General features: G+C 73.0%; 16 protein-coding genes. 7 read left to right on the plus strand and 9 right to left on the minus strand.

Annotation, left to right across the window (positions count from 1 at the left end; all coding sequences use genetic code 11):
• Positions 1–147 precede the first annotated feature (147 nt).
• Both WME95_RS35165 and WME95_RS35170 read left to right on the plus strand, forming a co-directional pair.
• Positions 148–1,209, plus strand: coding sequence for an HPP family protein (locus tag WME95_RS35165; RefSeq protein ID WP_437903710.1), 1,062 nt, complete (start codon positions 148–150; stop codon positions 1,207–1,209).
• Between the two features lie 445 nt (positions 1,210–1,654).
• A complete protein-coding gene (locus WME95_RS35170) occupies positions 1,655–3,955 on the plus strand; it encodes a CapA family protein (protein ID WP_437903711.1) in 2,301 nt (766 codons plus the stop codon).
• Here the strand turns inward: WME95_RS35170 and WME95_RS35175 are convergent.
• Positions 3,894–5,294, minus strand: a complete 1,401-nt coding sequence (locus WME95_RS35175; RefSeq protein WP_437903712.1) for an LA_2272 family surface repeat-containing protein — start codon at positions 5,292–5,294, stop codon at positions 3,894–3,896. The two genes, WME95_RS35170 and WME95_RS35175, sit on opposite strands and share 62 nt — an antisense overlap.
• Positions 5,295–5,492: 198 nt before the next feature.
• Between WME95_RS35175 and WME95_RS35180 the strand changes: the two genes are divergently transcribed.
• Complete coding sequence (locus tag WME95_RS35180; RefSeq protein WP_437903713.1) at positions 5,493–6,401, plus strand: M23 family metallopeptidase; 909 nt, start codon at positions 5,493–5,495, stop codon at positions 6,399–6,401.
• A 23-nt stretch (positions 6,402–6,424) separates the two neighbouring features.
• Here WME95_RS35180 and WME95_RS35185 read toward each other — a convergent pair whose 3' ends face one another.
• From WME95_RS35185 to WME95_RS35200, 4 genes are all read right to left on the minus strand, one after another.
• Complete coding sequence (locus WME95_RS35185; RefSeq protein WP_044966392.1) at positions 6,425–7,369, minus strand: RluA family pseudouridine synthase; 945 nt, start codon at positions 7,367–7,369, stop codon at positions 6,425–6,427.
• A gap of 5 nt (positions 7,370–7,374) precedes the next feature.
• Positions 7,375–8,874, minus strand: coding sequence for a hypothetical protein (locus WME95_RS35190; RefSeq protein ID WP_437903714.1), 1,500 nt, complete (start codon positions 8,872–8,874; stop codon positions 7,375–7,377).
• Positions 8,875–8,935: 61 nt separating this feature from the next.
• Complete coding sequence (locus tag WME95_RS35195) at positions 8,936–10,516, minus strand: hypothetical protein (protein WP_437903715.1); 1,581 nt, start codon at positions 10,514–10,516, stop codon at positions 8,936–8,938.
• Positions 10,517–10,700: 184 nt separating this feature from the next.
• Positions 10,701–12,038, minus strand: coding sequence for a Stp1/IreP family PP2C-type Ser/Thr phosphatase (locus tag WME95_RS35200; protein WP_437903716.1), 1,338 nt, complete (start codon positions 12,036–12,038; stop codon positions 10,701–10,703).
• Positions 12,039–12,311: 273 nt separating this feature from the next.
• Between WME95_RS35200 and WME95_RS35205 the strand changes: the two genes are divergently transcribed.
• Both WME95_RS35205 and WME95_RS35210 read left to right on the plus strand, forming a co-directional pair.
• On the plus strand, positions 12,312–13,049 hold the full coding sequence (locus tag WME95_RS35205; protein ID WP_437903717.1) for a hypothetical protein: 738 nt from the start codon (positions 12,312–12,314) through the stop codon (positions 13,047–13,049).
• 108 nt (positions 13,050–13,157) lie between these two features.
• Positions 13,158–14,369 (plus strand): tetratricopeptide repeat protein, encoded by a 1,212-nt coding sequence (locus WME95_RS35210; protein ID WP_437903718.1) that lies wholly within the window; start codon positions 13,158–13,160, stop codon positions 14,367–14,369.
• Here the strand turns inward: WME95_RS35210 and radC are convergent.
• The 4 genes from radC to WME95_RS35230 form a co-directional block, all read right to left on the minus strand.
• The gene (gene radC / locus WME95_RS35215) at positions 14,366–15,145 is read right to left on the minus strand and encodes a RadC family protein (protein WP_437543903.1); all 780 of its coding nucleotides are present in this window, start codon (positions 15,143–15,145) and stop codon (positions 14,366–14,368) included. The two genes, WME95_RS35210 and radC, sit on opposite strands and share 4 nt — an antisense overlap.
• Positions 15,146–15,302: 157 nt before the next feature.
• Positions 15,303–16,031, minus strand: a complete 729-nt coding sequence (locus WME95_RS35220; RefSeq protein WP_437903719.1) for a competence/damage-inducible protein A — start codon at positions 16,029–16,031, stop codon at positions 15,303–15,305.
• 16 nt (positions 16,032–16,047) lie between these two features.
• On the minus strand, positions 16,048–16,422 hold the full coding sequence (gene xseB, locus WME95_RS35225; protein ID WP_437903720.1) for an exodeoxyribonuclease VII small subunit: 375 nt from the start codon (positions 16,420–16,422) through the stop codon (positions 16,048–16,050).
• Complete coding sequence (locus WME95_RS35230) at positions 16,419–18,644, minus strand: HEAT repeat domain-containing protein (RefSeq protein ID WP_437903721.1); 2,226 nt, start codon at positions 18,642–18,644, stop codon at positions 16,419–16,421. The genes xseB and WME95_RS35230 overlap by 4 nt, the downstream gene beginning before the upstream one ends.
• Before the next feature lie 153 nt (positions 18,645–18,797).
• Here WME95_RS35230 and WME95_RS35235 point away from each other — a divergent pair, with 153 nt between their 5' ends.
• Together WME95_RS35235 and WME95_RS35240 are read left to right on the plus strand one after the other, a co-directional pair.
• The gene (locus WME95_RS35235) at positions 18,798–20,690 is read left to right on the plus strand and encodes a radical SAM protein (RefSeq protein ID WP_437903722.1); all 1,893 of its coding nucleotides are present in this window, start codon (positions 18,798–18,800) and stop codon (positions 20,688–20,690) included.
• Between the two features lie 244 nt (positions 20,691–20,934).
• Positions 20,935–22,647 (plus strand): protein kinase domain-containing protein, encoded by a 1,713-nt coding sequence (locus tag WME95_RS35240; RefSeq protein ID WP_437903723.1) that lies wholly within the window; start codon positions 20,935–20,937, stop codon positions 22,645–22,647.
• Positions 22,648–22,982 lie beyond the last annotated feature (335 nt).

Genomic DNA, 22,982 nt, shown 5'->3' on the forward strand with positions numbered 1-22,982 from the left:
CCCGACACGCTTTCGCGATCCGCGAGCCCCCGTCAGCGTTCGTAAGCCTCCGTAAGCCTCCGTAGACAGCGCGCGAACATCTCGATATATGGCCGCGCGATGAGCTTCGGAGTTGCGGGCTCGAGCTTTCTTACGCGGTTCCAGCCCATGCGCACGCCGTTGCTCGTCAGCGAGCGGATCTACGCTGCTGCCGGGGGCTTGCTCGGGCTGCTGGCCACCGGGTTCGTGATGCACGCTTGCCTTGGCCCCACCGCGCACGCTCCGCTCCTGATAGCGCCGATCGGCGCTTCGACCGTGCTCGTGTTCGGGGTCCCCGCCAGCCCGCTCGCCCAGCCCTGGTCCGTGCTCGGCGGCAACGTGCTGGCGGCCGTCATCGGCGTCACGGCGGCTCGCGCCATCCCCGATCCGCTGTGCGCCGGCGCCGTCGCGGTCGCGGTCACCATCGCCGTCACGAGCCTGCTCCGGTGCTTGCACCCGCCCGCCGGCGCGGTGGCGCTCACGGCGGTCATCGGCGGGCCGGCCGTGACGAGCCTGGGCTATCACTTCGCGCTCGTGCCGGTCGCCATCAACTCCCTGCTGCTCGTGGCAGCGGGGCTCGTGTTCAACAACCTGGTGCGCCGCAGCTACCCGCACGTCGTGACCTTGCCGGCCTCGCCCCACGGCACCGCCGATGCCCCGCCCGAGCTCCGCGTCGGCTTTTCGCCGAGCGACATCGACGCCGCCCTCGAGCGCCTCGGTACGCCGCTCGACGTCGAGCGCGACGATCTGATCGCCCTCGTCCGGCACGTCGAAGAGGAGGCGCACCGGCGCCTGCGCGGAGGCGTCACCTGCGGCGAGATCATGTCGCGCGATCTGGTCACGATTCACCCCGACGATCCGAGCGAGCTCGCGCTCCGCCGCCTCCGCGAGCGCGCCCTGCGCGTCTTGCCGGTGGTCGACGAGCGAGGCGTCGTGCACGGCGCGATCGACGTCTCGATCGCGTCGGCCATGCCCGAGGCGGCCGTGCGCGACCTGCCGTCCATCTACTTCGAGACCGCCGGCGAGGACACGCCGATCAACGAGCTCTTCCAGCTCCTCTCCCGCGGGCGCGTGCACGAAGCGCTGATCGTCGACGCCAGGATGCGCCTGCGCGGCATCGTGACCCAAACCGATCTCCTGGCCGTGATCAGCCGCGCGCAGCTCGCCAAGGGCTCGGCGCTGGTCGGGTAGCGCACGCAGGGCAGTACGCCCCTATGCGACACAGGCGCGCATCGCCACAGCGCACCATCCATGCACACGCCTTCACGTGCAGGAACACATCGTCAGAACGGCAAGACGGCAAGACGACAAATCGCCGGCTGCTCCACTCGAGCGTATAGCGGGCGATGATCGAAGCATGATAGTCTCGAGATAATCGTCTTTGTCTCCAGCGCCATCGCTGAAACGGATCGAATCGTGCATGGGTCGGCGCTCTCGCGGCCTCTCCAGCGAGGGCTGAGCGGCCAGTCGACGCTCGCGACCCCATCGTCGGCCTTGGTCACCTCGGAGTTTGGTCACACGGCATATTTGCATGTGTGGATGCACGTGTTGAGCCGGCCCTGAAGGAGCTCTGGCGCCCATCACGCCTGTCGAGATCATCTGTCCTCGAACAGGCCCCAACCGATCGGGAGCGAACATGGCAGAAAGACCCGTTGTCCGCGTCATCACCTCCAGGCCGCTGTCCGTGTGTGCTGCGGCCTGCGCCTGGCTCGCCGCGGGCGACGCGCTGGCGGCGTACCAGTTCGACGCCACGGAAGCCGCGTACGACGCGACCTACGCGGCGGCCCCCATCGACGTGACCGGCGTCGTCGTCGACGAGGCGGGGTCGCCGATCGCGGGGGCGGAGGTGACGGCCATCGGCTGGGGGAGCGGCGCGGTCAACCACGGCGAGATCGCGTTCACCGACGGCGCGGGCGCGTTCACGCTGGCGGCGCTCGCGCGGCGCTCGGTCCTGCTGCGCGTCGAGGTCGACGGGTACTACAGCGAGATCGTCCCTGCCGATCTGCACCTGCCGCTCGCCGAGGCAGCCGCCGGGGTCGGCCGCGTCGTGCTGACGGAGCAGCGCGCGGGCCGCGCCCGGATCCTCGTGGGAGGCGACACGATGTTCGGTCGGCGCTTCATCGACAGCGACGAGGACGGCGTCGAGGGAGAGGTGGGCGATCTGATCCGCCCCGCGACACGGCAAGCCGACGCGAGCGCGCTCCTCTCGTTCCTGCGCGACGTCCTCTCGTCGGCCGACTACACCCAGGTCAACCTGGAGTGCCCCGTCACTGCCAACCCGCAGACGCCCCACCCTTACAAGTCGTTCACGTTCTTCTCCTACCCCGAGACGGTCAGGGCGCTCGCGCTCTCCGGCGTCGACGCCGTGAGCCTCGGCAACAACCACATGTTCGATTACCTGGGGGCAGGCGTCGCCGACACGCTCACCGCCGTCCCGAACGCCGGCCTCGACTGGTTCGGCGCAGGGCTCGACGAGACGATGGCGAAGGGCACCGTGCTCTACCGGACGCTCCGCGGCGTCGACGTGGCCTTCCAGGGGTTCAACCAGCTCGTCAACGACGGGACGACGCTCCCGGAGTACACGCTCACCGCCTCCGACGGGCCCCCTCCCAAGGCCGGCGCGCTCGAGCTCAGCCTCACCGAGATCAGCGACTTCATGGCGGAGGACGCGGTCGGGCGCTTCGCCATCCCGGTGCTGCACGGAGGCATCGAGTACAGCGACTATCCGTCGTCCGGCATGCGGCGGCGGTTCACGCAGCTCGTCCAGAAGGGCGCCGGCATGGTCGTGGCGCACCACCCGCACACGATCCACGGCATCGGGCTGTACAACGCCGGCGCCGGCCCCCGCTATATCTTCATGTCGCTCGGCAACATGGTCTTCGATCAGGACATCTTCGAGACGTACCAGTCGTACCTCGCCGCCATCGACATCGACGAGGACGCGAGCGGCAACCGCGCGGTGCACCGCGTGCAGCTCATCCCGTTCCAGAACGAGGACTACGTCCCGAAGCTCGTGGGCGGCGCCTGGCTCGGCCGGGCGATCCGCCACATCGGCCACCTCTCCACGACGCTGCCAGCGGCGCCCGCGCCCGGCGAGGCGGCGGACGGCCTGACCGGGGCGGTCGTGTTCGCGAGCGGCCCGCGGGCCGCCGCGGCGAGCAGCGCTTCGCAGTACACGACGAGCGATGCCGTCGAGACGCGGACCGTGCCGCTCACGAGCCGCCGTACAGGCCCCCTCGCGCACCTGCGCTCGACCCCGGCGGACTCGCTCGCCGCCGTCCGGACGACGGCCGCCGCGAGCTGCGATTACGGCCGGGAGATCATGCTCTACGGCGACTTCGAGGACGGCGACGTCGACGACACCTCCCACGAAGGCTCGATGTGGTCGATGAGCGAATACCGCTACATCGAGAACAGCGTCGTCCACGGCGGGACCGGCGCGATGGTGTTCCTGCGCAAGTCGAGCAGCACATCCGAGGTCTCGACCTATATGAACAACCGCGTCAAGTTCGAGCCCGGCCGCAAGCTGACGCTGACCGGCTACATGAAGGGAAACAACGCCGGCCAGATGCGTGTGCAGGTCTACTGGTACACGAGCGGCGGGACCAGCGTGTCGAACAGCGTCGTGTTCACGCGCGCGGCTGGCACCTACGGCTGGCAGCCGTTCACCGTCGACCTGACCCCGCCGTCGAACGCGGGCTCGGTCCGGTTCTATTTCAGGGCGGGTGTGCCGGCGAGCGGCGAGGCCACCTCGTTCCTCGACGACGTGTCGCTCATCGAGTGGGAGGGCACCGTCGCCGACAGCTCCCTCGGGTTCGCGTTCGCCACGCCGAACGACTGGAGCTTCGTGCGCTGCACCGCCACGGATCCGGCGCTCACGAGCCTCGGCGTGACGATGACGCACCGGTCGTACGCGCTGGCCCCGGCGACGCCCTGAGCGCGCCGCCGCGGCCCGCGAGGGCAGCGGGCGCGGCGGGGGCGGCGGGGGCGCGAACACGCCGAGCGGCGTCGAGCAGGCCGAGCTCGACGCCGAGGCAGAGCTCGGGCCCGCCGGCGACCTCGAGCGCGCCCTCGCCCCGCAACGTCACGTAGCCACCTGCGCAGACGAACGGCGAGAGGCGCTCCGCAAGCGCGTACGAGGCCGAGACGCGCGCCTTCAGCACCTCGTTTCGCCCGGGGAGAGACCCCTGCAACGGGCCGCGGTGGTAGGCGCCGACGTCGGCGCTCAGCGAGAGGTCCTCGACGTCGAGCGGCAGGCGCGAGCCCATCGCGAGGCCCACGGCGTACAGGGGCTCGCGCTCCGCCGCGCGCCCGTCGTCAACGTTCGGCACGTCCGGCGCGCGCGGCTCGCTGTGGAGCCCGAAGCTCAGGATCGTGTAGGCATACCGGCTCGAGAACTTGAGGCCGACGTTGCCGTGCAGGCCGGTGCTCCCCCAGAGCGCGAGCCGGATCCCCCCCTCGCGCGGCAGCGGGATGAGGCCGAGCGACTCCCCCTTCAGGTTGTCGGTCACGTTGATGACGCCGATCTGGAGACCGTCGATCTTGCGGGCCACGTTGATGATGCCGATCTGGAGCCCGCGCTGCTCCTGCGAGACGTTGATGGCGCCGATCTGGAGCCCGTCGACCCGGCCGATGTTGACGCCCGCCGCCTGCACGCCCGTCACCTGCCCGCGAGCGACGTTGACGGCGCCGGCCGCCTGCAGGCCGTCGACGTCGGCGTACGTCTGGTTGGCGACGCCGGCGATCTGCGCGCCGGTGACCGTCGTGCTCGCCCAGCCGAAGAGCCCCGCGAGCTGCACCCCCGCGAGCGGGGCGTCCGCGAAGGCGAAGCCGCCCGCGAGCTGCAGCCCCTCGGCGCGCCCCGAAACGACGCTCGCGACCCCGAGCTGGAGCCCGCGCAGATCCCCCGACGTCCACGAGAACAGGCCGACCTGGGCGCCGTCCACGAACCCGACGCGCCCGAGCAGGAGCGCGAGATCGAGGTGGGTGGCGAGATCAGGCGCCGTAGCGTTGGTGCTCAGCGGGAAAATGAGCGACAGGTTGACGGGGAAATAGGGCGTCTCCGGGCCGCGGCGCGCCGGCTCCCCGCCCGCGCCGCCGGCGCCGGACGGGTCGCTCGGCCAGGCCGACCGCGGCGGGACGCGCCCGGGCGCCGCCTCCGCCAGCTGCTGCGCGGAAGCGCTGCGCGGCGCCAGCACGGCCGGAGCGACCGCGCAGGCCGCGAGGATCGGCGCGGCCTGGAGAGGACACCTCGCTCGGCGCGCGCGCGGCGACATCGCACCATCGTACACGCGTGCAGCGCCGAAAGGCTGCTCCGCAGGCGAGGAATCGAGCGGCGTCGATGGCGGCGCCGCATGGATCCATCACAGCACCCCTGACCTCGACTTCCGCGCGCTGCTTCGATAGCCTGCGTGTGGGCGCTGCGCCGTGGACTCGCCACCTGCGCGGAGCCCACGCGCCACGGATTTGCCACCATGAAGCCATCGTCTCTCGCGCCCGTGCTGGCCCTCTCCGCGCTCGCTGCCGGCTGCGGCTCGGAGCCTGAAGGCCCAGACCTCGTGTGGCCGATCGGGGGGACGGACGAGATCCAGCCGATGTCGTCGAGCTTCGGTCCCCGCCTGCAGACCTCGCGCGATGGCGTCTACGACTTCCACCGCGGCATCGATATCCCCACCGTGATGGGCACCCCGGTGTACGCGGTCGCCGACGGAAAGGTGATACGCGCAGGCCGCTACGAGGATTTCGAGGACGTCGTCGTGCAGATCGAGCACTGCGATCAGCCGGGCGCGTGCCTCTACAGCAACTATATCCACCTGACGATGCCGCTCGTCGAGACCGGCGATCAGGTCGGGCGCGGTCAACACATCGGCTATACCGGGCTCGCCGCCAGCAGCCTGTTCCCCCACCTGCACTTCGAGATCCGCGAGGGAGGGCACGAGAAGGCGTACTGCGTGCACCCGCTCCGCTTCCTCCCCACGCCGGGCGGGCTGCCCCCGGCGCTCTCCCTGCGCCGCACCGACGAGGACTCCACGTCGAGCGTCTCGGTCGAGGTCGAGGCCACCCTGCCAGGCATCTCCCCGGGCCTCGTCGAGCTCGCGGTCGCGACGTCCAGCCGGTCGACCGGGGAGGTCATCGAGGAGCGCGTGTTCAACTACGAGGAGTGGAACCGCAAATATACAGGGGAGGGAGACGCCACGACCATCGACGAACAGAGCCTCGGAGGCATCCGGGTCGAGCCGGCGAAGTTCAACGCGCAGTCCGCGGCGTACGTGATCGGGTTCCGCTTCAGCGATCTCGGCGGGACGGCGACGTCCGACGATCTCCAGATCACGGCGCGGGCGCGCGACGTCGACGGCCATGTCGTCGAGGCGCGCGCGCGCTGAGGCGACGCGGCGCGGCGCGCGGCTCAGGCCTCGCCGACCAGCGCCGCCATGTCCGCGGGCAGCGACGACGTCACCACGAACGCAGGCACCGCGTCGCTGCCGCCCCACCCGATGTAGTGCGCGTGCAGCGCGTGGCGGCTCAGCCCCTCCACCGCGGGCCCGCCGTAGAGCACGTCGCCGGCCAGCGGGTGCCCCACCGACGCGAAGTGCGCCCGGATCTGGTGCCGCAGCGCCCGCGGGGCCCGCGCCTCGACGAGCTCCCAGAGCCCCACCTGCCGCACGCGCTTGTACATCGTCGCGGCCGGCCTCGGGGCGTATCGCGCCACGTCGCGCGGGTGGATGCACGGGTAGACCCGCTTCTTGTCCTTCGGGTGCGGCGCGAGCGGCACCTCGATCGAGCCCATCTCGGGAAGATCGCCGATCTGGCAGATCAGCAGGTAGCGCTTGTCGAGCCGCCCCTCCTTCAGCCCGGCGCCGAGCGCCGCGAACGCCGCGGCCGTGCGCGCCGCGAGCACGAGGCCGCTCGTGTCCGTGTCCAGCCGGTGGCACAGCCCGGGCTCCCGCGGAGAGAAGCCGATGCCCGCCATCTCGGGGTACCGCGCCACGAGCGCGTTCGCGACCGTCCCGCGCTCGCCCGGATGGAGCGGCGCCGTCGGCACCCCGGCGGGCTTGTTCACCACCACGAGGTCGTCGCGCTCGAGCACCACGTCGAGCGGCGCGGAAGGATCCGGCGTCGCCGCGCCGGAGGCCTCCGTCGGCTCGACGTCGACCTCCAGCACCTCGCCGGCCGCCGCCACGTCGCCCTTCGACGCGCGCCGGCCAGCGCCGCTCTTCCCCACGCCGAGGACGCGCACGCGCCCCTCGGAGAACAGCCGCTTCGCGCCCGCGCGCCCCAGCCCGGGGAGAAGCTGCACGAGCAGCTTGTCGAGGCGCGTCCCTGCATCCAGCTCGGTGATCGTGATCTTCATAGCTCCTACGGAATCGCCCCCTGCCACCCGAGGCCGAGCGCGGGCGCTCGCCGGCTCCCGACCACGCTCTCTCCTATCACTCCCAGCATGGGCAGGCCGTACCGGTTCCACGAGGGGCCCGCGCTGCGGGCTCCGGCGCCGACAGGGCGGGTCACGCGCCACGCGACGCCCGCCCCGATCAGGAAGCCCGCCGCCGTGGCGCCGACCCAGGCCCGCTGCTGCGCCTCGGTCGGGGACTCGAACACGAGCGGGCTGGCGAGCGCGGCGGCGCCCAGCCCGCCGAGCATCGCGCCCACGTCGATCGCCAGGATCTCCGACGGCGTGACGTCGAGCTGCGTGGCCGCCGCGGCCGCCGCCAGCCAGCCGAGCGCCGCGCCGTAACCCATCCCAGCGATCGGCGTCCGCTGCACGTCACCCCGCCCCGCCCACTCGACGAGCCCGCCCAGCATGAGCCCCAGCCCGCCGCCCGACTGCGCCATCAGCGCGCCGCCCTCGGACATCCGGCCCAGCGAGAGCCCGAGCGCCGCCAGCGTGATCCCGGCGGTCCCGCCGATCAGCCCGGACGCCCAGCGCTCCTGGGCCGGATCCGCCGCGTGCTGCGCGAAGCGGCCCTGGTAGATCAGGTGCCCCGCGATCGTCGGCCACCACGTGCCGGACCCGAGGTACCACGCGTCGGCCACGCCGACGTCCCACTCCTCCGCGATGATGATCGCGCCGCCGAGCCCGATGCCGGCGCCGACCGCCAGGAGCGGGTAGAGCAGGCGCGGATCGTCCGAGCCGCTCGATCGCTGGATCGAGAAGCCCACGAGGCCTCCGTAGAGCGTCGCGTTGGCCGCGAGCGTCGCTTTCCCCATGCTGCGCGCCGGCGTGGCGAGGCGCCCGCGGCACCGCTCGGGGCACGGCGCCTCGCGGGACGACGCAGGGCCCGCGGCGGCGCCGGCGTCGAGCTCGGCCAGGAGATCGCGGAGCATCACCGCGGCGCGCACCGCGAGGTCGTCCCGCGCGACGCGCTCGACCCGCACCCTCAGCGACCTCGATCCGCCGGACGCGACGGCGAGCCTGAGCTCCACCTCGTCGCCGCGCAGCTCGAGGCTCGGCGCGATGAAGAGCTTGTCGCCGGAGCGCGCGCGCTCGATGAGCTCGGCCTCGTCGGGGCGCGATCGCGAGGCGACGCGGCCCGCGAGATCCACCGACAGGCCGAGGTCCTGCGCCGTGTCCGACAGGAGCGCGTCGAGCGCGCTGGCGAGCGGCGCGGCGCGCTCCTCGGCCTCGGGCGCGACGGCGGTCGCGAGCACCACGGCCGATCGCGACGGCCGATCGGGTCGCGGCGACGGCGACGGTCGCTCGTCTCCTCCGGAGCGCGCGGGTGACGCCGCGTCTACAGGCTGAGTCGGCGCGGGCAACGCCGCGCCTTCAGGCTGAGCCGACGCTGGCAGCGCCGCGGCGAGCGCCGCGGCGAGCGCCAGGGCGCCCGCGCCACCGCGGAGGTGCCAGGGGTCGATCATGGGGTTGCTGCTTCGGCCAACGGCGGCGCTCGCCGCGTGGCCACGCCGCTCGGGGCGTCGATCAGAACATGAACGTGCCGCTCGCGAAGAGGTCGAACGTGTTGCTGTCGTTGACGTAGAAGCGGCGGCCGACCGCGTTGATGGTCGGGCGGTAGTTGGGGTTCGGGCTGCCGGTGACGGTGAGGCGCCCGTCCGCGTCCTGGCGGCGGCAAGGCCCTGCCGCCCCGAGGCTGTCCTTGAACTGGGAGTTGCACGGCTGGTCGCCGCCGATGCCGTGCCCCCCGTCGTGGCGGAAGCCCGCGCCGAGCTGGAACTTCACGAGCTCGGCCGCCCGCCACGTCACGCTCGCCGAGGCGCGGTACGAGCCGTACGGCTGGACGTCGTTGAGCCCCGTGAAGTACGTCCGCTGCGAGCCCTCGTCGACGATCGACGGCGAGCAGGCCCTCGCGTCGCCCGTCCTGCACAGGTCCGGATCGTACGCGTCGTTGTCGCGGAACGCCGCCCACTGGGGCTGGCGCAGCGAGCTCGCGTCGCTCGAGCCCAGGGCGTCGAACAGCTCCGAGTAGTCGCGCCCCTCGGAGTGGTACTCGCCGGTGAAGCGCAGATCGAGCGTGAGCCCGGTGAACTTCTCGCGGTTCTCCCAGGGGACGATCATCACGCCGAGCATCACGCTGCCGACGAGCGGCGGGTGGTTCACCAGTGACGTCTTCAGGTCGGTGAGGCCGTAGTCGCTCGACTCCTGCTGGAACTCGAACAGCGCCTTGAACCCGCCGTACGGCTCGACGTACTTGATCCGCTTCGACAGGTACGTGTGGACCTCGAGGCCGATGGTGCCGCGCGACACGCCGGGGTCGCGCTGGGCGACCCTCTGCCCCTCGAACTCGCTGTCGCTGCTGTTGTTCCGGTTGACGTCCGACGGATCGGCGCACTTCACCTGGCCGCTCTTCGGCGACTCGGTGCAGGCGTGCATCGGCTCGCTCACGGGGAAGCGCCCCTCGACCCCGAACAGCCAGGTCGGCTTCGTCCGGTCGCGCGCCTGGTTCATGATGTTCACGTCGAGGCCGACGGCGAGGTACTCGATGCCGCTCCGGTTCGGCGACGTGAAGGGCATCTGGAACAGCTGCTCCCCGGGGGCCCCCGCGAGCGCGACGGCCTGCGCCTCCGCCCCGGCGCTGCCGTTGAGATCGGTGAGCTCGCGCGCGTGGTTCAGGATGAGCGGCATCCTGAGGTAGAGCGCCAGGTCCCGGTAGAGGCCGACGTCGAGGCGCAGGTTGAGCTTCGAGGTCGCCTCGTTGTAGGTCGCCACGTTGAGCAGGTTCGACGTGTAGCCGCCCGACGACAGCCCCGGCCCGGCGATGCTCGTCTCGCGCCGGATCTTCGCGCTCTTCGACGCGTACTCGAAGCCGAAGCTGAAATTCAGATCAAAGGTGTCGCCGTCGTCGAAGGCGTCGACGACGCTCGTGATCTCGCCGGTCTCCATCATGAGCCGCGGCTCGGTGGCGCTCCGCGGCTCGTCGGCGGCCGCGGGGGACGCCGCGAGGAGAGCCGCCGCAGCGACTGCGAGCGACGCGAACGCCGAGCCCCCAGCCACGTTGATGGCGACGCGAGCGAGATGGCCTTCGCAGTACCTTCTGCCGTGCATGCTCATGGTTATCCGTCGGACGGACGCTACCGGCCGGGGCAGGAGGGTGTCAATCCGCGAATCGCTCGCCCGGCTCGCGCGGCCGCGCCCCGCCGCTCCCGCCGCAGCAATCTGCTCCGTTCTGCTCCGTTCCGCTCCGTTCCGCGCGGCCGCGGCCGCGGGGGCGCGGCCGCGGGGGCGCCGCTCAGCGCGCCAAGGAGCGCTCCTCGGGGGCGAACGGGCTCTTCCCCTCCTCGCTGTCGGGGAAGATCTCGCTCGTGATGTCCTCCGCGGCGAGCTCCTCGCGGGCGGTGCTCAGGTCGCGCGACGTCTGATCGAGCCGGTCGGCGAGCACCCCCAGGAACTGCCAGAGCAGCTTCACGGCGAGCTCGTGCTCCTTGCGGAGGATCTCGAAGAAATCGGCGCGCCGGACGGCGATGAGCTCGCTCTGCTCCACGGCCGAGACGGTGGCCGACCGCGGCATGCTGCGGATGAGGGCCATCTCGCCGAAGTGCTCGCCCGGGCCGACCTCGCTCAGCACCGATTCGCCGCGGATGATCCGGACGAGGCCCGAGAGCACGATGAAGAGCTCGTCGCCGCGATCGCCCTCGCGCACCACGATCTGGCCGGGCTCGAACGAGAGCACCTCGGCGACCTGCATGACCCGGAGCATCTCGCGCTCCTGCAGGCGCGCGAAGAGCGGCATCTTCGCGAGCACGTCGCGCTTCAGCGCGAGCAGCCGGGCGCGGACGCTGTCGCGGTGGTCGCCCTGGCCGAGCCGGACGAGGATCGCGGTGATGTTGTCCTTGCCGCCCTTCCTGTTCGCGAGATCGATGAGGCCGTTCGCCGCGACCTCGCCGTTCTCCTCCTCGAAGAACGGCTCGAGCTCCGCGGTGTGCGCGATGTACCCGTGGAGCCCGTCCGACGCGAGGAGGAACTGGTCGCCCGGGAGCACCTCGATCGTGAGCGTGTCGACCTCGACGCGCTCGTACACGCCGACGGCGCGCGTGATCGCGTTCTTCTGCGCGACCTTCTCGATCTGATCGCGCGTGAGCTTCCCGCGCTTGATGAGCTCGTTGTAGACGGTGTGGTCCTCGGTGACCTGCTGGATGCGGCCCTCGCGGAGGAGGTAGATGCGGCTGTCGCCGACGTGCGCGATGTAGCCGTGCGAGCCGGCGATGAGGAGCGCGGAGAGCGTCGTACCCATGCCGCGCTTCGTCGTGTCGGCCTTCGCTTCCTCGTGGATCCGGGCGCACGCGCGCTGGACGGCGTGCTCGAGCAGGCTGAGGACCTCCTTCATCGCGGCGCGCCGCACGTTGCTGCGCGCCTGGTTCTCGATGAGGTCCCGCTCCTTCTTCAGCTCCTCGTGGATGATGCGGACGGCGAGCGCGCTCGCGACCTCGCCTGCGGCGTGCCCGCCCATCCCGTCGGCCACCACGAAGAGCGCGAGCTTCTTGTCGACGAGGTAGTTGTCCTCGTTGTGGTCCCGCATGCGGCCGACGTCGGTCGCCGCATAAAACCTGATGTTTTCGGACAGGCCCATCGGTTCGGGCAGGCTAACCGAGGGCGCGGGAGGAAATCACTACCGATTGCGCCCACCGCGAACTAGACGGTGAAGGACGTCGACGGACGACCTCCTCCCGTCCATCGCGCCCTCGCCGCGCCCGGGGCGTGCTCGCTGACGTAGGCGCGTGCGGCGCGGCGCGGCGCGAGGAGGAGCGGCGTCGGGAGGCGTTCGGGGGGCGGGTGGGGAATCGACCGCGTGGCCGAGGTTGCGAGCGGCGGTACATTCGGAGCGCGTAGAATGGGGGGTTGTATGCGGCTCGTCCTCTTCGATAACACCGACGTCGGGTGGGGTAATGCGCGGCGGGCAAACGGCGCGAGACGTCGCGATGACGCGGCGGCGCGCGCGCACCCAGCTGCGGCGGACGCCGCCGGTTCCGCCGAGACCGGGGACCTCGAGGTCCTGGGCGAGGCCGTGGGCGCGACGATCGGGCTCACGCCGATCTGGCGCGCCGGCGCGCTGCTGCACCGCATGACGGGCGCGGCCGACGCGTGGCAGTCCGCCGCGAGCTGGGCCGAGGCGCTCGGCTGGGCGGCGCGCGCGGCGCGGGAGCGCGGCCGGAAGATCGCGTCGCTGCAGGCCTGGGGGCACGGCGGCTGGGGGTACATGCGCATGGGCGCGACGCGGCTCGACGAGGCCGCGCTCCGGCCCGGCTCGCCGCTTGATGACGCGCTCGACGCCCTGAGGGCCGAGCTCGCGGGGCCGGACGCCCTCGTGTGGCTCCGCTGCTGCAGCGCCTTCGGCCACACCGGCCGGTCCTTCGCGCAGGCGCTCGCGAGGCGGCTCGGCTGCCGCGTCGCGGGGCATACGTACATCATCGCGTTCTACCAGAGCGGGACGCACTCGCTGCGCCCGGGCGAGACGCCGTCGTGGGATCCACACGAGGGCGTGCGCTTCGACGGCGAGGTGCCGACCGGCGCCAAGTGGTCGTCGCGCGGGGCGCCGAACACCGTCTCGTGCCTGGCGGGCGATCTCCCGCAGGGCTACTGACGCCGAAGGCGCAGGTGAGGCCCCGTCGCAGGTGAGGCCCCGCCGAGGGTGAGGCCCCGCCCGCTCGGGCGCTCGACCCGCGCCGCCGCGCCGGCGTACGCTGCCGCCATGACGTCGTCCGGAGCGCAGCGAGCGCGCGCGCTCGATCTGCTGAGCCGCGGAGACATGGCCGGCGGGATCGCCGGGCTCGAGGGGCACGTCGCGGGCGCGCCGGACGACGCGGGGGCGTGGCTCGCGCTCGGGGCCGCGTACGCGGCGGAGGAGCGCTGGGCGGACGCGGCGAGGGCGCTCGCGCGTGGGGTGGAGCTCGGCGGAAGGGAGGACGGCGGGGAGGAGCTGATCGAGGCGCGCCTCGCCTACGCCCGCGCCCTGGTCCGCCTCGGCCGGCTCGACGAGGCGGCCGAGGAGCTCCGGCGGGGCGCGGCGATCGAGCCGCCCGATCCGCGGGCGCTGCGCGAGCTCGGGGTCGTGCTGTACGATCTGCGGCTCTACGACGAGGCGGCGCGCTGGCTCGCGCGCGCGTGCGAGGCCGCGCCGGAGGACGCGCGGGCGGCCTTCGCGCTCGGGCTCACGCACGAGGCGCGGCGGGAGATCGCGCCGGCCATCGTGGCCTACCGCGAGGCGGTGAGGCGCGCGCCCTCGTTCGCCGACGCCCGGCTCACGCTCGCGGACGCGCTCGCGTCGATCGGGGAGCACGCGCGAGCGCTGGGCGAGCTCGAGGCGCTGCTCGCGCGCGAGCGGAGCCACGAGCAGGCGGCGAGGAACCGCGAGGTGCTGCAGCGCGCGCTCGCCGAGATGCGCGCGCGCCGGCTGCTCGGCAAGACGGAGCGGGAGCTCGCGCGGTCGGCGCTCGTCATCGAGGCGCAGCTCAGGCGCCGCGAGGCGCGCGCGGCGCCCGCGACGGCGGAGGGCTCGGCGGCGCGGCAGATCGTCCGCTACACGGCGCCGCTCCTCGAGCTCCACGTGACCCTCGACTCCCCGAACAATGGCCCCGGGAGCGGCGCGATCGAGGCGCTGCACCTCGCGCTGACCGATCCGGACCGCGCCGCGCGCGCCGAGGACGACGTCTTCAAGGTCACGGTGATCGGCGAGGACGGCCGGCAGGCGCCGGTCAGCTACGCGACGGGCGCGTCGCTCACGCTCGTGCGCGAGGCGATCGGCTGCCCGATGACGCAGGCGAGCGCGCTCTATACCTCGCTGCTGAAGGGGAGCCCCTCGGTCGACTGGGGCGGCGCGACGCTGCGGTTCGCGAGCGTGCCAGGCACCGGAGGAGCGCCCGGCGGAGAGCGGCACGGCCTCCTGGTCGGCCAGCGCGCCTAGCCTCGGCTCGGCGGGGCGGCGCCGCGCGGCGCGTCGCCCGGCGCGATCATCCCGAGATCGAGCAGCGAGGAGTAGTGCCCGTCCGGCGCGAGGATGACATGGTCGACGAGCGGCACGCCGATCACCTCGCCGGCGGCGGCGACCGCGTTGGTCATGGCCACGTCCTCGGGCGACGGCGCCGAGTCGCCGCTCGGGTGGTTATGCACGAGCACGAGCGCCGAGGCCGCGTCGGAGAGCGCGGCGCGAAGGATGTCCCTGGCCGTGACGGAGCAGCCGTGGAGCCCGCCCTGCGCGACCCTGCGCGCTCCCCTCATCCCGTTGCGGCCGTCGAGCGAGATCACCCACATCTGCTCGTGATCGAGCGGGCCGAGCTGCGCCGCGCACCACGCCGCGATCGAGGCCGAGGTGCGCACCGGAGGCCGCGGGCGCACCGCGCGCTCGAAGGCGCGCCGCCCGAGCTCGAGCGACGCGGCGATCCGGAGCGCCTTCGCGAGACCGAGGCCGGGGTGCTCGGCGAGCGCGTGCGGGCCGAGCCGCGCGAGCCCCTCCAGCCCGGCGAAGCGCGAGAGGAGCGCGGCGGAGACGAGCGTCACGGGGGTGCCGACCAGCCCTGTGCCGAGCACGATCGCGAGCAGGTCGGCGTCGCCCAGCGACCAGATCCCCTCCTCGAGCGCTCGCTCGCGCGGGCCGATGAAGGCGGCCAGCGCCGAGGGGTCGTCGGTGCACGTCTCGGGCAGGTGATCGGACAGCAGGGGGGCGCGCTTCCACGGGCTCATGCGCGAGCGACAAGCACGCGGCGGGCCCGCCTGCCCGCCCGGGGCGCCGCGGGGACGCGCGCGACGGCGAGGCGGCGGAGCGGCGGCGGAGGGTGGCGGCCGCCAGGCCCCGCGCCGCCGCGCCCTCGCCCGGAGCGCGAACGGAGACGCGCGCGCGTCACTCGACGCGGACGATCGTCTCCGCGGGGAGGCTCTCGGCGAAGGCGTCGCGCGCCGCGCGCACCCTCGCCTCGACGAGGCCGTCGAACGTGAGCTTCGTGCGGTACTCGACGCCGGACCACCTCGGATAAGAGCCGATGTCGACGTCGCGGTGGGCCTCGACCACGCGGTCGAGCATGGGCTTGAGCTGCCCCTCGTCGAGGGTCGTGAACACCGCGAGCGAGACGAACGGCGCCCCGCCGGAGAGCTCCGCCTGGATGAGCGCCTGCTTCGCCCGGAAGATCTGCGGCACGCCGGGCAGCATCCACACGTTGCGCATCACCACGCCGGGCCACGCGGCGCTGCCGCCGGTCACGAGCCGCGCGCCCTCCGGGATGCGGGCCATGAGCAGGTGCCCCTCGGTGAGCCGATCGCCGTAGTAGTCGCGCAGGAGGCCCTCGATGTTGGGCGCGCTGACCACCGGCACGCCGAACGCGCGCGCGACGCCCGCGATCGTCAGGTCGTCGTGCGTCGGGCCCACGCCGCCGCTCGTGAAGACCCAGTCGTGCGACGCCGCGAGCGCCCGCACCTCGGCGGCGATCACCTCGATCTCGTCGAGCACCATGACCGCCCGCTCCAGCTTGACGCCGAGCGCGCGCAGGGTGCCCGCCAGCACGACCAGGTTCTCGTCAGCGATCTTCCCGCTGAGCAGCTCGTTGCCGATGATCAGCGCCGCTGCGGTCCTCATGTCACCCTTCTTCCGCTCAGCTCTCGAACTCGCGCGTCACCGGGCGCCCGTCGGCGTCCATCCCGAGCAGCTCCTCGACGCGCTTCTCCGCGCGATCGAGGCGCTCCTGCGCCGACCGCGAGAGGCGGATGCCCTCCTCGAAGAGCGAGAGCGCGCGCTCGAGCGGCAGATCGCCGCCCTCGAGCTCCGCGACGATCTTCGCGAGGCGGCGCGTCGACTCCTCGAACGACATCGCGCCGGCGCCCGCGTCGCCGCTCCGCGGAGCGCGGTCTGCCTCGGCCTTCGCCGGCGCCCCGGCGGCGCCGGGCTCCGCGCTCGATCCGGCGCGTGACTCGGCGCGTGATTCCACGCCCGCGCCGCCCTCGTCCGTCGCGTTGCTCATCGTCGTCATGAGCCAGCGTCCCCCGGGGGTGCGGCCGGCGCAAGCAGGACGGCGCTCGCGCCGGGCGGCACCGCCGGCACGAGGAGCACGCCGTCGGGATCGGCCACGACAGGGACCGCGAGCCCATCCGGCCGAACGAGCCGTGCCGGACGCGAGGAAGCGCTCCCGGACGCGCTCCGGTCGTTCGGGACGATGGCCACCCACACGACGCCCGTCGCCAGCGCGGAGCGCGGCCGATCGAGGGCCCGCGCGTCGGCGCCGGAGAGGGCGGCCCGCGCGAGCGCGCGCACCCCTTCGTCAGGATCGAGATCCCGCGCCGCGACGAGGACGCGCCTGCGCTGCACCTCGGTGCGCCGGGACAGGCCGCGGACGATCGCGCGGCGCACCGCGGGGTCGTCCTCGAAGCGGTACGCGCGGGCGAGAAGGGAGACGCTGTCGGGCATCGGGTCGCTCCCGAGGCCGAGCGCGACGTGCGCGCGCACGACGGGATCGCTCCCCTCGAGCAGCCGCTCGATCCTGCCGCGGACCACCTCGTCGTCGCGGGCCGCGAGCGCGCGGGCGGCGAGCGGCGACAGCGGTCCGCCCGCCTCCGCGAGGGCGGCGAGCCGCGAGGTCGCGATCGCCCCGCCCCCGGGCTCCGCGAGCAGCGCGACGCCTGCGGAGATCGCCGCCGCGTCGGGCGCCGCGTCGTCGCTCTTCGCGGCGCTGGCGGCGCCGGGCGGCGACCCGGCGCCCGACGCCGCGAGCGCCGCGAAGAGCGGCGCGAGGGCGGCGAGGGCGCGCTCGCCCCGAGCGAGCGCGCCGCGCGCCGCCGCGTGGACCGCCGCGCGATCGCAGGAGGACGGGGAGCAGGCCCCGACGACATCGACCGCGTCGCGGAGGCCGAGCGCCACGGCGCCGAACACCCCGACGGCGCGATCGCTCGACCCGCTCGGCGCGGCGAGCGCGGCGAGCAGCCGCTTCTCGAGCGCCTCGGGCGCGTCGCGCAGCACGAGCCCGCGGACCACCCCGGCGCGCAGGCCGAGCCTGCGGAGGTCCGCGTCCTTCGCGGCGCGCGGGCCCTCGAAGAGCTCCGCGACCGCGGCCCGCGCCTCGGCTCCCGGCATCGTCGCCAGCGCGAACGCGGCCGCCGTCGCCAGCTCGGGGCGCTCGCTCAGGACTCGGCGCAGCTGCCGCGCCGCCTCCGCGCCGCCCGCGCGGCCGATCGCCGCGACCGCGCGGGGCCGCGCGTCGTCGGGGAGCAGCGGGAGGGCGCGCGCGAGCGCCGGCACGAGCCGCTCCGCCGGCACGAGCTCGGCCAGCCTGAGCCCCTCCATCCGCCCGAGCTCCGATCCGAGCAGCGCGGCGACGGCGTCCGCCGCCTCCGGCGCCCCGAGGTACACGAGGATCTCCGCCGTCGGCTCGAAGAGCCCCGGCTCTGGCTTGCGGAGCCACGCGCGGGCCTTCGCCAGCGCCGCCTCGTCGCCGAGGCGCGCGAGGGCGCGCGCCGCGGCCACCTGCGCCGCCCTGTCGCCGCCCTCGAGCATCGGCCGGAGCGCCGCGATCGCCCGGAGATCGCCGAGATCGCCGAGGAAGCTCGCGAGCGCCGGCTCGATCCGCTTGCGGCTGCCGAGCAGGAGCCGGAGCGACGCGGGCGGGTGCGCCTTGATCGCGCGCGCGGCGGCCTCGCCCGCGGCCCCGCCCTGCACGATCGCGTTCACGAGCACGCCGAGCGCGCGCCGCTCGCCCGTGCGCGCGAGCGCGAGGGCGGCGGTGCCGCGCAGCACCTCGCCGAGCGGCGACGCGGCGCCGCGCGCGGGCGCGCTCTCCGAGAGCTCGCGCGCGAGCAGCTGGCGCACGCTGTCGCGCTTCGCGTGGGCCGCCAGCGCCCGCACCGCCGCGAGGCGCGTCCTGGGATCGCGCGCCCCCGGGGCGCCGTGCTGATCGAGCGCGGCGAGCAGCGCGCTCACCGCCTCCTCGGTGCCGATCGCCCCGAGGCGCTCGATGCCGCGGAGCCGCGCCGCCGGGTCGCTCGACGAGAGCAGCCGCTCGCCGACCGCCACGCCGAGGCTGCCGCGCAGCGGCGTCGCGCCGGCCTGGGCCCCCGCGGGCGCCTTGCCGCCTTCCTCCGCGGCCTGCGGCGCCCGGGCGGTCCGCGCGACCGGCTGAGGCGCTGCCGGGCCCGCCATCGCGGTGGCCGCGAGCGCCGCGGCGAGGCCCAGGGCGCGGGGGGTTCCAGGGAGGAATCGCATTCGCTGCGCCGCACTATCCCGCGATCGACGGCCCGCTGTCACGCCCCAGGCCGAGCCGTGTCAGCGCCGCGTGACAGCCTGGAATTTGATGGAAGCACGCGCTAGGTCGACCTACCGTGCAGCCGCGAAATGCGGCTGTGAGAGAGGTGACGCTTGATCGACCTGGTACGGACACTGGAAAAGGCCATCACGGTCTCCGCCGGCAAGGCATGGCCCGTCTTGCAGCGACTGAGCCGCCTCGGCGGCGAGCCCAGGCCGTTTCACCCGAAGTGGAGCGACAAGCCGATCCCGAGGGGCGGCGAGCGCACGAAGCCCCCGCTCGGCTGGCCTCGCGAGACGGACAGCCTGTGCCCGCGCTGCGTCAAGGAGGCGCGCGACGAGATCCTGAGTGGCAGGGCGGATTGGACCAAGCTCATCACGGACAAGCCCGGCGAGATCCGCGCCAGCATCGTCGCGCGCGAAGGGCGCGTGGTCATGGAGAAGACGTGCCCGAAGCACGGCTTCTTCTCGGACACGATCTCGATCGACCCGGCGTTCCTGGCCCGGATCGAGCGCCTCTTCGGCGGCCGCGACGTCGAGATGACGAAGGACAGGATCCACGACCACGGATCGAGCACCATCCGTTACGGTCGCGGCGCGGTGCTCACGGTCGACCTGACGAACCGCTGCAACATGATGTGCGACCCGTGCTTCATGGATGCCAATCAGGTCGGCTACGTGCATGAGCTCTCCTGGGAGGAGATCACGAGGATCCTGGACGACGCGGCGGCGGTGCGCCCGCGCCGCCAGATGTCGATCCAGTTCTCCGGCGGCGAGCCGACGCTGAGCCCGCACTTCCTCGACGCGATCCGGTACGCGCGCGAGAAGGGCTACTTCGCGGTGCAGTGCGCGACGAACGGGATCCGCTTCGCGGACGAGCCGGGCTTCGCCAGGAAGGCCAAGGAAGCGGGCCTCCGGATGGCGTACCTGCAGTTCGACGGGGTCACGAACGCCGCGAACGGCCACCGGAAGATCGGGAACCTCTACGACGTGAAGCTGCGGGCGATCGAGGAGCTCTCGGCCGCCGGGATCGACGTCATCCTGGTCGTGACGATCGTCAACGGGGTCAACAACGATCAGGTGGGGCCCATCATCGACTTTGCGGTCCAGAACGCCGACAAGATCACCGTCGTCAGCTTCCAGCCGGTCAGCTTCACCGGCCGCGACGAGGACATCTCCGACGAGCTGCGCGAGAAGCAGCGCTATACGCTGAGCCACCTCGCGCACGACATCGCCCGGCAGACGGGCGTGACCGACCCGCTGCGCGACTGGTTCCCCCTGTCGGCGCTCAGCCCCTTCGGCAACGTGACCGACCTCCTCGACGGCCCCGACAAGGACTGGGGGCAGATCAACTGCGGCTGCCACCCGAACTGCGGGATCGGGACCGCGCTGTTCGTCCACAAGAAGACGAAGCAGATGGTCCCGCTGCTCGACTTCATCGACGTCGAAGGGCTGCTCTCCGACCTGCGCGCGATCTTCGACGCGGGGCGCGGCCGCGCCCTCACGAAGGCGCAGGTCGTCGCCGCGCTGCTGCGCCATTACCAGCCGGACAAGGCGCCGCCCGGCTTCCACCTCGCGACGCTCGTGAAGCAGTTCATGAGCCAGACGGGCGCCGCGCACGCCGGCGAGGGCGACGCCCGCGAGTACGAGTGGCGGGTCCTTTTCGTCGCGGGCATGTGGTTCCAGGATCTGTTCAATTACGACTTCCGCCGCACCGAGATGTGCATCATTCCGTACGGAACGCAGCTCGGCGAGATCAGCTTCTGTGCGTACAACACCGGGGCTGGATGGCGGAATATCCTCGAGAAGATGAAGGCCAACGCCACGGTGGCCGAGTGGTACAAGAAGCACGGCAGGCACCCTGTCTATGCGAAGAATCAGGATCTTCCTTTACCGACCTACGACAAGCCCCTAACGATCATCGAGCACGACCTTGCGTTGCGCGAGCGCGAGCAGGGCGGCGCGCGCTCACGGCGGGCGGCCAGGCGGCTGCCGATCGTGAGCTGATCGCGCTCGCACCGCGCGCGGCAAGGAAGCGCAGCGCAGGACAGCGCAGCGCAGCGCGGCCCCCGATCGCCGAGAGACAGGTCACGTGAGCCGCCGGGCTCGGCGCCCCTGGGCTCGGCGATCAGTCGCAGGGCACCTCACATCGACACAGAATCCGCTTCTCCTCGCGGCCGTGTGGGAGGAGGCTCGCGTGAGCGGCGCGGGAGTCGTGGAGAACGCACCACGCATGGTGTAGTCTGGTCACGTGACCTTGCACGCGGGCCGCTATGAGAGCTTGCGCGCCATCGCGTCAGGCGGCATGGCGACGGTGTATCTCGGGCGGGCCGTGGGCGCCGGCGGGTTCGAGCGCCTCGTCGCCCTGAAGATGATGCACCCGCACATCGCGGCGGAGCCCGAGTTCGTCGCGATGTTCCTCGACGAGGCGCGGCTCGCGGCGCGGGTCCGCCACCCCAATGTCGTCGCGACGTTCGATCTCGTCGAGGACCCGCTGTTCCTCGTCATGGAGTACATTGAGGGGCCGTCGCTGCACACCTTGCTCCGCACGTGCGCGCGGGCGAAGCGGCCCGTCCCGCTCGGGATCGTGCTCCGCATCTTCCTCGACGTGCTCGCGGGTCTCCACGCCGCGCACGAGCTCACGGGGGGCGAGGGCGAGCCGCTCAACCTCGTGCACCGCGACGTCTCGCCGCAGAACGTGCTCGTCGGCGTCGACGGCATCGGGCGCATCACCGACTTCGGGGTGGCCCGCGCCGAGACGAGGCTCATGTCGACGCGGGGCAACGCGCTCAAGGGCAAGCTCGCCTACATGGCGCCCGAGCAGATCCGGGGCGCGAACGTCGACCGTCGCAGCGACGTGTACTCGGCCGGCGTGGTGCTCTGGGAGATGCTCACGGAGGAGCGCCTGTTCAAGGCCGACAACGACGGCGCGCTGCTCGCGCAGATCCTCCAGGGCGCGCCCACGGGGCCGCGCGGGGTGGTCCCGTCGGTGCCGGCCGCGATCGACGAGATCTGCCTGCGCGCGCTGCGCACCGACCCCGACGATCGCTTCCCGACCGCCGCGGCGTTCGCCGAGGCGCTGGAAGACGCAGCCACGCAGACGCCGGGCCTCGCTGTGTCGTCGCCCCGGGCGGTGGAGGCGCTCATCAAGGAGGTCGGTTTGCGCGGGCCGCCGGAGAGCCTCACGGCGCCGGTCAGCGCGCGGGGCGTTCCCGCCTCGGCGCCCAAGTCGGGGCGATCGCCGCTGAGCCAGCGCTCTCCGTTGAGCGATCCGCTGAGCCCGCGCTCTCCGTTGAGCGATCGTCTGCCCCTCAGCCAGCGCGCTCCTTTGACCCAGCGGAGCGTCGAGGCGGCGCAGGACAGCTCGGGCGCCGAGGGCAGCGCGCCGGGGCTGGGCGCCGTCGTCTCCGAGGCCGTCTCCCGCGGCCGGCACCACATCGCGCGCCGCCGCGTGCTCGCCAGCGCCTGCGCGGTCGCGATCGCGGTCGGGGCGGGCGCCTTTCTCGCCGCCGGCCAGAAAGAGCCAGCCGCGCCCTTCACGGGGGAGAGCGCCTCTGTCTCCCGGATCTCGTCCTTCTTCCCCGCGGCCGCGGCGGCCAGCGGGCCAGTCCAGGCGGCCGCGCCCGGGCATTCCGGCGAGCTGGCCGGGTCCGCGGTCCCCGGCGGCTCCGCTCAGGGCGCCGCTCCCGACAGCTCCGCTCAGGGCGTGATTCCCGGCAGAGCCGCCCAGAGCCCCGCCCCGCGGCCGAGCGCCAGAGCGACCCCGCCCGCGGCCGTCAAGCCCAGGACGAGCCGACCCGACACGCGCACGACCAGCGGATCCACGGCCCCGACGGCGAAGCCGGCCACCCGCTCATCGACCGTTCGGAGCGCGGCGCCGAAGACCGCGCCAAAGGCGCCAGAGCCGAAGCGGAGCGCTCCGCGGACGACCTCCCGGACGCCCTTCAAGCCATCCGGCCTGTGACGCACACAGGGCTGTGACGCACGACGTCACCGCGGAGATAGCCCAAGACGGTACGTGCGCATGGATCCAGCGCGCCCCCCGGGCCGAGCCATGATCCTTTTCGCCGCCTCGTCCAACACTCCGACCATGGAGGCACGTCCAACACCCCGACGACCGCGAGCACCCGCGACCTCGGCGCCGATAGCGCGACGTCGGGTCGCGCTATCGCACATTGAACGCGCTGCGGCGTCGCCTACATGCTCACAAACGACAGCAGAACGTCAGTGGTCGCCTCACGAGCGCGATAGGGGAGGTAGACTATTCTTGTCGTGGGGCGGTATGTGCTCGCCCAAGTG

This window comes from Sorangium sp. So ce327 (genome assembly GCF_051530205.1).
Taxonomy (GTDB): domain Bacteria; phylum Myxococcota_A; class Polyangia; order Polyangiales; family Polyangiaceae; genus Sorangium; species Sorangium cellulosum_B.

Excerpts from the sequence above, each read along its gene's own strand:
- WME95_RS35210 (WP_437903718.1), top strand. The coding sequence starts at position 13,158 with ATGACGTCGTCCGGAGCGCAGCGAGCGCGCGCGCTCGATCTGCTGAGC.
- WME95_RS35205 (WP_437903717.1), top strand. The coding sequence starts at position 12,312 with ATGCGGCTCGTCCTCTTCGATAACACCGACGTCGGGTGGGGTAATGCG.
- WME95_RS35185 (WP_044966392.1), bottom strand. The coding sequence starts at position 7,369 with ATGAAGATCACGATCACCGAGCTGGATGCAGGGACGCGCCTCGACAAG.
- WME95_RS35195 (WP_437903715.1), bottom strand. The coding sequence starts at position 10,516 with ATGCACGGCAGAAGGTACTGCGAAGGCCATCTCGCTCGCGTCGCCATC.
- xseB (WP_437903720.1), bottom strand. The coding sequence starts at position 16,422 with ATGACGACGATGAGCAACGCGACGGACGAGGGCGGCGCGGGCGTGGAA.
- WME95_RS35165 (WP_437903710.1), top strand. The coding sequence starts at position 148 with ATGCGCACGCCGTTGCTCGTCAGCGAGCGGATCTACGCTGCTGCCGGG.
- WME95_RS35200 (WP_437903716.1), bottom strand. The coding sequence starts at position 12,038 with ATGGGCCTGTCCGAAAACATCAGGTTTTATGCGGCGACCGACGTCGGC.
- WME95_RS35190 (WP_437903714.1), bottom strand. The coding sequence starts at position 8,874 with ATGATCGACCCCTGGCACCTCCGCGGTGGCGCGGGCGCCCTGGCGCTC.
- WME95_RS35180 (WP_437903713.1), top strand. The coding sequence starts at position 5,493 with ATGAAGCCATCGTCTCTCGCGCCCGTGCTGGCCCTCTCCGCGCTCGCT.
- WME95_RS35230 (WP_437903721.1), bottom strand. The coding sequence starts at position 18,644 with ATGCGATTCCTCCCTGGAACCCCCCGCGCCCTGGGCCTCGCCGCGGCG.
- radC (WP_437543903.1), bottom strand. The coding sequence starts at position 15,145 with ATGAGCCCGTGGAAGCGCGCCCCCCTGCTGTCCGATCACCTGCCCGAG.
- WME95_RS35175 (WP_437903712.1), bottom strand. The coding sequence starts at position 5,294 with ATGTCGCCGCGCGCGCGCCGAGCGAGGTGTCCTCTCCAGGCCGCGCCG.
- WME95_RS35170 (WP_437903711.1), top strand. The coding sequence starts at position 1,655 with ATGGCAGAAAGACCCGTTGTCCGCGTCATCACCTCCAGGCCGCTGTCC.
- WME95_RS35220 (WP_437903719.1), bottom strand. The coding sequence starts at position 16,031 with ATGAGGACCGCAGCGGCGCTGATCATCGGCAACGAGCTGCTCAGCGGG.